The organism is Caulobacter sp., assembly GCF_035254145.1.
Lineage (GTDB): Bacteria > Pseudomonadota > Alphaproteobacteria > Caulobacterales > Caulobacteraceae > Caulobacter.
In genome coordinates this window covers 1-6,915 of record NZ_DATFAV010000340.1, presented here as the reverse complement: position 1 = coordinate 6,915, position 6,915 = coordinate 1, and the positions used below count along the sequence as shown (strand labels likewise).

General features: G+C 66.5%; 6 protein-coding genes. 2 read left to right on the top strand and 4 right to left on the bottom strand.

Annotation, left to right across the window (positions count from 1 at the left end; genetic code table 11):
• Positions 1–677: 30S ribosomal protein S2 (gene rpsB, locus VJ655_RS20145; RefSeq protein WP_324114234.1), on the bottom strand; the 677-nt coding region annotated here is incomplete at its 3' end.
• A 353-nt stretch (positions 678–1,030) separates the two neighbouring features.
• Between rpsB and VJ655_RS20140 the strand changes: the two genes are divergently transcribed.
• Positions 1,031–1,681 carry a haloacid dehalogenase-like hydrolase gene (locus VJ655_RS20140; protein ID WP_324114236.1) on the top strand — a complete coding sequence of 217 codons (651 nt, stop codon included), beginning with the start codon at positions 1,031–1,033 and terminating at the stop codon, positions 1,679–1,681.
• 115 nt (positions 1,682–1,796) lie between these two features.
• Here VJ655_RS20140 and dnaE read toward each other — a convergent pair whose 3' ends face one another.
• Together dnaE and sidA are read right to left on the bottom strand one after the other, a co-directional pair.
• Positions 1,797–5,228: a DNA polymerase III subunit alpha gene (gene dnaE, locus VJ655_RS20135; RefSeq protein WP_324114232.1), complete on the bottom strand. Its 3,432-nt coding sequence runs from the start codon at positions 5,226–5,228 to the stop codon at positions 1,797–1,799.
• A 25-nt stretch (positions 5,229–5,253) separates the two neighbouring features.
• Positions 5,254–5,343 (bottom strand): cell division inhibitor SidA, encoded by a 90-nt coding sequence (gene sidA / locus VJ655_RS20130; protein WP_099442979.1) that lies wholly within the window; start codon positions 5,341–5,343, stop codon positions 5,254–5,256.
• A gap of 160 nt (positions 5,344–5,503) precedes the next feature.
• On the opposite strand from sidA, the gene VJ655_RS20125 reads away from it, so the two are divergent.
• Entirely contained in the window at positions 5,504–6,460 is a 957-nt protein-coding gene (locus VJ655_RS20125) for a nucleoside hydrolase (RefSeq protein ID WP_324114230.1), read from the top strand.
• A 6-nt stretch (positions 6,461–6,466) separates the two neighbouring features.
• On the opposite strand, the gene VJ655_RS20120 is transcribed toward VJ655_RS20125, so the two are convergent.
• Positions 6,467–6,915, bottom strand: a 449-nt coding sequence (locus tag VJ655_RS20120; RefSeq protein WP_324114229.1) for an ABC transporter ATP-binding protein, incomplete at its 5' end; no start/stop codon positions are given.

Here is a 6,915-nt window from a genome sequence, read left to right as displayed (position 1 = left end):
AGGCCGTCCAGGACGGCGTCGGCGATCAGGTCGCAGTAAAGCTGCAGGGCGCGAGCGGCGTCGTCGTTGCCCGGGATCGGATAGGTGATGCCGTCCGGATCGCAGTTGGTGTCGAGGATGGCGACGACCGGGATGTTCAGCTTGCGGGCTTCCAGGATCGCGATCGCTTCCTTGTTGGTGTCGATCACGAACATGATGTCGGGGATGCCGCCCATGTCCTTGATGCCGCCCAGCGACAGCTCCAGCTTGTCGCGTTCGCGGGTCAGCTGCAGCAGTTCCTTCTTGGAACGGCCTTGGGCTTCGCCGGCCAGGACACCTTCCAGTTCGCGCAGGCGGGCGATCGAGCCCGAGACGGTGCGCCAGTTGGTCAGGGTGCCGCCGAGCCAGCGGTGGTTCACGTAATACTGCGCGCAGCGCTTGGCGGCCGTGGCGACCGGGTCGCTGGCCTGACGCTTGGTGCCGACGAACAGCACGCGGCCGCCGGCGGCGGCGACTTCACGGACCTTCACCAGGGCTTGGTGCAGCAGCGGGATCGTCTGCGACAGGTCGATGATGTGGATGTTCGAGCGCGAGCCGAAGATGTAGCGGTCCATCTTCGGGTTCCAGCGGTGCGTCTGGTGGCCGAAGTGGGCGCCGGCTTCCAGGAGCTGACGCATGGAGAATTCGGGAAGAGCCATCGGGCCTTTATCCTTTTTCCGGTTGAACCTCCGCGGACACCCCCGTTCCAGACCATTCTGGAGCGGGACCGGAACGGCGACGTCGGGATGTCTCCCCGGCGCAACCGAACGTCCACGTGTGGAATGGGCGCGCAAATAGGCCCTGGCGCGGAAAAAAGCAAGTCTGATCGCGATCTCCCCGGCTCGCGTCGCAGTCGCCCGAAGCCGTTGAGGCGGCGCCAGGCGGACGTCGTCCTTGAGTCAGGGGTCCGGAAACGCCCAGCGCCCGCCTGTCCACAAGCAAGGCGGCGTGTTGTCGCGAAATCTCCACGGGACCATGCGTCAATGATGGGAGCTAGGGGCGGAGAATGGCGATGCTCGCGGTCTTCGACTTGGACGGAACGCTGCTGAACGGCGATTCCACGGCGGTATGGCTTTGGGAACGCATGCGCCGGGCGCCGCTGCGCGCCCTCGCGACCCTGGCTGTCGCGCCCTTGGCGGTTCCGATGGTGGCCTTGCCGGCCACGCGCCGCGCCGGCGCCTCGATCCTGCTCTGGATCGCGACCGCCGGCCTTTCCGAGACAGGACTGCAGCGCTCATGCCGCCAGTTCGGCCAGGTCTTCGCCTCCGGCCTGCGCCCGCTGGCTTGGCGCGACGGCGCGCTCAAGGCGCTGGATCAGCATCTGACCGCCGGAGATCGCGTGGTGGTGGTCACCGCCGCGCCCGCCTGCCTGGCGCAGGCGCTGCTCGCCACCCTGGACCGCCCCGTCGAGGTGATCGGCACCTCGCTGAAGCCGCGCCTAGGCGGATGGATCGCCGACATCCATTGCCGGAACCGTCGCAAGTGCCAGTCCCTGCTGGAGGCGGGCCACGGGGCGCGGTGGTCCTACGCCTATACCGACAGCCTGGACGACCTGCCCCTTCTGAGGGGCGCCGACCGTCCCGTGATCGTCAAGGGCGGCAAGGCCGCCGAGCGCCGCCTGTTCCGAGCGGGATTGCCGAACGCCCGCGCCGCGGCGTGGTAGCCAGACATGGCGCCCCTAGGCGAGAGATCTAACCTCGGCCCGCATCCCGACGCGCGGAAATCGCGGCTTTCTCGCGATCAGGCGTTCCTCAAAGGCGCAATATAGGAATATTTTCCTAGACGTCTTCTAGCAAGGCCACGCCCGGCGCGGTCTTCAACGCGCCGCGCAGCGCCGCATCCAGGGCGTAACGCCCCGGAAGCCGAAGCTCGATCTCGCGGCCGCCGCCAATCGCCGCGACGAAGGTGACCTCGCCCCCCTTTTGGGTCTGAGCCGGCTCGAGGCGCCGCTTGAGCGCGTCGATCTCGGCCGCCGACGGCGAAAGATGCACCCGCAGGCCCGCCACGACGTTCTCGATGGCCTTCTCGATCGGCTCGGCGTCGTCGCCGAAGAAGCGGACCTCGCCGTCGCGCGCCTTGGCCCTGACCTTGATGGCCACAGCCTTGCCCGGCTCCAGCACGTCGCGACACTTGCGCAGCGATTCCGGCGGGAACAGCACCTCGTATTCGCCGGTCGGATCCGACAGGGAGACGAAAGCGAACTTCTCGCCGCTCTGCGAGGCGCGCTCCTGGCGACGGCGGACGACACCGCACATGCGGAAGGCCTCCATGCCCGCCTCGGCCTGGACCATGGCCTCGGCCAGCATGGCGGTGCGCCGCCGGCGCAGCATGCCGACCATGTCCTCGAGGGGATGACCCGTCAGGTAGAAACCGACGGCCGACAGCTCCTCGTCCAACAGGTCGACCTGATTCCAGTTCTCGGTCTTGGACAGGCGCGGCCGCCCCGCGCCGGAATCCGAGCCGAACAGGCCACCCTGCCCGCCCTGACGGTCGGCATGGCAACTTTGGGCGTGGGCGATCAGCACGTCGGCCGAAGCCACGATCTGGGCGCGGTTCCTGTGGATCTGATCGAAGGCCCCGGCCCGCGCCAGGTTTTCGATCGCACGCTTGTTCACCTGTCGCGGATCGATCCGCTCGACGAAGTCGAAGATGTCCCGGAACGGCCCGCCCTCCTCGCGCACGGCCACGAGATGCCTCATGGCGTCGAGACCGACGTTGCGGATGGCGCCGAGGGCGTACAGCACCTCGCCGTTCTCGACCTCGAAATCGGCTCCGGAGACGTTCACGTCCGGCGCCCGCACGGTGATCCCGAACCGGCGGGCGTCCTGATGGAAGACGGCCAGCTTGTCGGTGTTCGACAAATCCAGGCTCATCGACGCGGCGAAGAACTCGACCGGCGTGTTCGCCTTCAACCAGGCGGTCTGGTACGAGATGAAGGCGTAGGCGGCGGCGTGCGACTTGTTGAAGCCGTAGCCGGCGAACTTGGCCACCAGTTCGAAGATCGAACCCGACTGTTCCTCGGGAACGTTCTTCTCCTTGGCGCCGGAGACGAAACGGATCTTCTGGAGATCCATCTCCTCCTTCTTCTTCTTGCCCATGGCTCGGCGCAGAAGGTCGGCTTCGCCCAGGCTGTAGCCCGCCAGGATCTGGGCGATCTGCATCACCTGTTCCTGATAGACGATGACGCCGTAGGTCTCCTTCAGCACGCCTTCCAGCGACGGATGCAGGGTGTCGACGGGTTTGCGCCCGAACTTGCAGTCGACGAAGGTGTCGATGTTGTCCATCGGGCCCGGTCGATAGAGCGAGATCAGCGCCGTGATCTCCTCGATCGAGCCGCAACGCATCTTGCGCAGCGTGTCGCGCATGCCCTGGCTTTCAAGCTGGAACACGCCGACCGTCTGGCCGGAGGCGAGCAGCTCGTAGGTCTTGGTGTCGTCGAAAGGCAGCTTGCCCAGATCGATCTCGAAGCCGCGTTTTTTCAGGTGCTTCACCGCCCGGTCCAACACCGTCAGGGTCTTCAGACCCAGGAAGTCGAACTTCACCAGCCCGGCGCTTTCGACCCACTTCATGTTGAACTGGGTGGCGGGCAGGTCCGAACGCGGATCCTTGTAGAGCGGAGTCAGCTGCGTCAGCGGCCGGTCGCCGATCACCACGCCGGCGGCGTGGGTCGAGGCGTTGCGGAACAGGCCTTCCAGCTGCAGCGCCACGTTCAGGCAGTTGGCGACGTTCGGATCCTCGTCGCGCGCCTGTTTGAGACGAGGCTCGATGTCGATCGCCTGGGCCAAGGTCACCGGCGCGGCCGGGTTGTTGGGCACCATCTTGCAGAGGCGATCGACCAGGCCCAGCGGCAGCTGCATCACCCGGCCGACGTCACGGAGCACGGCGCGGGCCTGCAAGCTGCCGAAGGTGATGATCTGGGCCACCCGGTCGCGGCCATATTTCTCCTGCACGTAGGAGATCACCTCTTCGCGTCGCTCCTGGCAGAAGTCGACGTCGAAGTCGGGCATCGAGACCCGCTCGGGATTGAGGAAACGCTCGAACAGCAGGCCAAAGCGCAGCGGGTCGAGGTCGGTGATGGTCAGCACCCAGGCGACCAGCGAGCCGGCGCCCGAGCCCCGCCCCGGCCCGACCGGGATGCCGTGCGCCTTACCCCACTTGATGAAGTCCGACACGATCAGGAAGTAGCCGGGGAACCCCATCTTCTTGATGATGTCGAGCTCGAAATCGAGCCGCTTCCAGTACTCCTCCTCGGGGGCGGCCAGGGTCAGGCCCTCCAGCCGCATCTTCAGGCCCTCTCGAGCCTGGTGCGTCAGTTCCTCGGCCTCGTCGCGGCCGTCTCCGGTCGGGAAGCTGGGCAGGATGGGATCGCGCTTGTGCACCATGAAGGCGCAGCGGCGAGCGATATCGAGAGTGTTGTCGCAGGCTTCCGGCAGGTCCGAGAACAGCTTCCGCATATCGGCGGGCGGCTTGAACCAATGCTCGGGCGTGACCCGACGTCGCTCGTCCTGGCCGACGAAGGAGCCGTCGGCGATGCAAAGCAGCGCGTCGTGCGCTTCATAGAACTGCGGCTTGGCGAAATAGACGTCGTTGGTGGCGACCAGCGGCACGTCGTTGTCATAGGCCCAGTTGACTAGGCCCGGCTCGGCGGCGGCCTGCTTGGGCAAGCCGTGCCGCTGCAACTCGACATAGAAGCGATCGCCGAAGACGCGGTGCATCTCGGCCAGCGCCGCCGACGCTTCCGCGGTCTTGCCCGCGGCGAACAGCGCGTCGACCGGCCCATCCGTCCCGCCCGACAGCAGGATCAGGCCCTCGCTGTACTGGGCGACCTTGGCCCAGGGCACGACCGGCTCGGGCAGCTCGGCGCTGTCGAGGTAGGCGATCGACGACAGTTCGGAAAGGTTGAGATAGCCCTGCTCGCTCTGAGCCAGCAGCATCACGGTCGGCGCCCGCGCCCAACGCTCGGTCGGGCCGCCGCCTATGCCCGAGACCGGGATGGCGCAGCCGATGATGGGCTGGACCCCGGCGTCCTTGGCATAGGACGAATATTCCAGCGCGCCGAACAGATTGGCCCGATCAGCCAAGCCGGCCGCTGGCATGCCGGCGGCGGCGGCGAGCTTACCGATCTGGTCGGCCTTGATCGCGCCCTCAAGCAGCGAATAGGCCGAGCGGACCCGAAGGTGGACGAAACCCTCTCCCTCCCCGTCCGCCATGGCCCGATCCTCCGCCCAATACGACTCAGGCCACCAATTGGGCGACCGAGCACATCATCCAGACGAAGCTTACAACGGAAACAAGGGCCAAAGACTCTCGCGCCACACGGATCATCGGAACCTCCACAGATTTCTTGTTTTGTTCCATATTCCGGTTTTGTTCTGTTCACAAGATGTTCTCGCGTCTATCGCCGCATTTTCTGGAGAAACGACCTGTGGACGTGGCGTGCGTCGCGGGGTCTGGCCAAGGCCAACGGATCAGGTCAAATCGACCCATGCGCCTGATTATCGACACCGACACCGCCGGCGACGACGTTTTCTCGCTGATGCTCGCCCTCACCCGCCCGGGCGTCGAGGTCGAGGCGATCACCATCGCCCATGGCAATGTCGGCTTCGTACAGCACGCCGAGAACGCCCTGGTGACGCTCGAGCGTTGCGGGAAGACCGACGTGCCAGTCTATCTCGGAGCGGAGCGTCCCTTCACGCGCGCGCCGCTCGACGCGGCCTATGTCTTCGGGCGCGACGGCATGAGCGACAGCGGTTTCGCCAAGGCCGCTCAGCGTCCGGCCGAGGGCCATGCGGTCGACGAACTGGTGCGGCGGATCATGGCCGCGCCCGGCGAGATCACCCTGATCGCCCAGGCCCCTCTGACCAACATCGCCCTCGCCTATCTGCGCGAACCCCGCATCGCCAAGGCGCTGAAGCATCTGTGGATCATGGGCGGCACGGACAACGGCGTCGGCAACGTCACCCCGGCGGCGGAATACAACTTCTATGTCGATCCGGAGGCGGCCAAGATCGTCGTCAACGCCGGCTTCAACCTGTCGATCGTCACCTGGACGGAGACCCTGCGAGACGGCCTGTGGACCAGCGCCCAGCTGGCGGAGCTGGAGACCCTAGGCACGCCCAAGGCCCGGTTCTTCACCGACGTGAACCGCGCCTCGCTCGCCTTCGCCCGCGAGACGGAGGGCCTGGATGGCAGTCTGCACCCCGACGCCCTGACCTGCGCCGTCGCCCTGGACGAAAGCCTGATCCTCGAAAGCGAACAGTGCGTCGTTGACGTCGAGACCCTGGGCGAGCTGACGCGCGGCTACCTCAGCGTCTCGCATTCGATCCTGCCCGACATCGAGGTCGCCGATCCGGCCCTGAAGCGCCGGCCGCCCAACGCGCGGGTAATCAAGCGGATCGACCAGGCGGGCTTCTTCGCGGCGATGAAGCAAGCCCTGCTCTAAGCCACGCTAGAGACTGCGCGTCTCGAGGTGGCCGTCCTTCAGCGCCATGACCCGGTCCATGTAGCGCGCCAGCTCCATATTGTGGGTGGCGATCAGGGCGGCGACGCCCTCCTGGCGGGCGACCTGATAGAGGGACTGGAACACCGCCGCGGAGGTCGCCGGATCCAGGTTTCCGGTCGGCTCGTCGGCGAGCAGCAGCTTCGGACGATTGGCCAGAGCCCGGGCGATCGCCACGCGCTGCTGCTCACCGCCGGACATCTGGGCGGGCTGGTGGTCTAGACGGTGACCCAGGCCCAGCCCTTCGAGAAGCGCCCTGGCGCGCGTTTCGGCCTCGCGCTGGCTCTTGCCGGCGATCGACAGCGGCAGGGCCACGTTCTCCAGGGCCGTGAATTCGGGCAGCAGGTGGTGAAACTGATAGACGAAACCGACCGTGCCGAGCCGAATACGGGTGCGGA

Excerpts from the sequence above, each read along its gene's own strand:
- dnaE (WP_324114232.1), bottom strand. The coding sequence starts at position 5,228 with ATGGCGGACGGGGAGGGAGAGGGTTTCGTCCACCTTCGGGTCCGCTCG.
- sidA (WP_099442979.1), bottom strand. The coding sequence starts at position 5,343 with ATGATCCGTGTGGCGCGAGAGTCTTTGGCCCTTGTTTCCGTTGTAAGC.
- VJ655_RS20125 (WP_324114230.1), top strand. The coding sequence starts at position 5,504 with ATGCGCCTGATTATCGACACCGACACCGCCGGCGACGACGTTTTCTCG.
- VJ655_RS20140 (WP_324114236.1), top strand. The coding sequence starts at position 1,031 with ATGCTCGCGGTCTTCGACTTGGACGGAACGCTGCTGAACGGCGATTCC.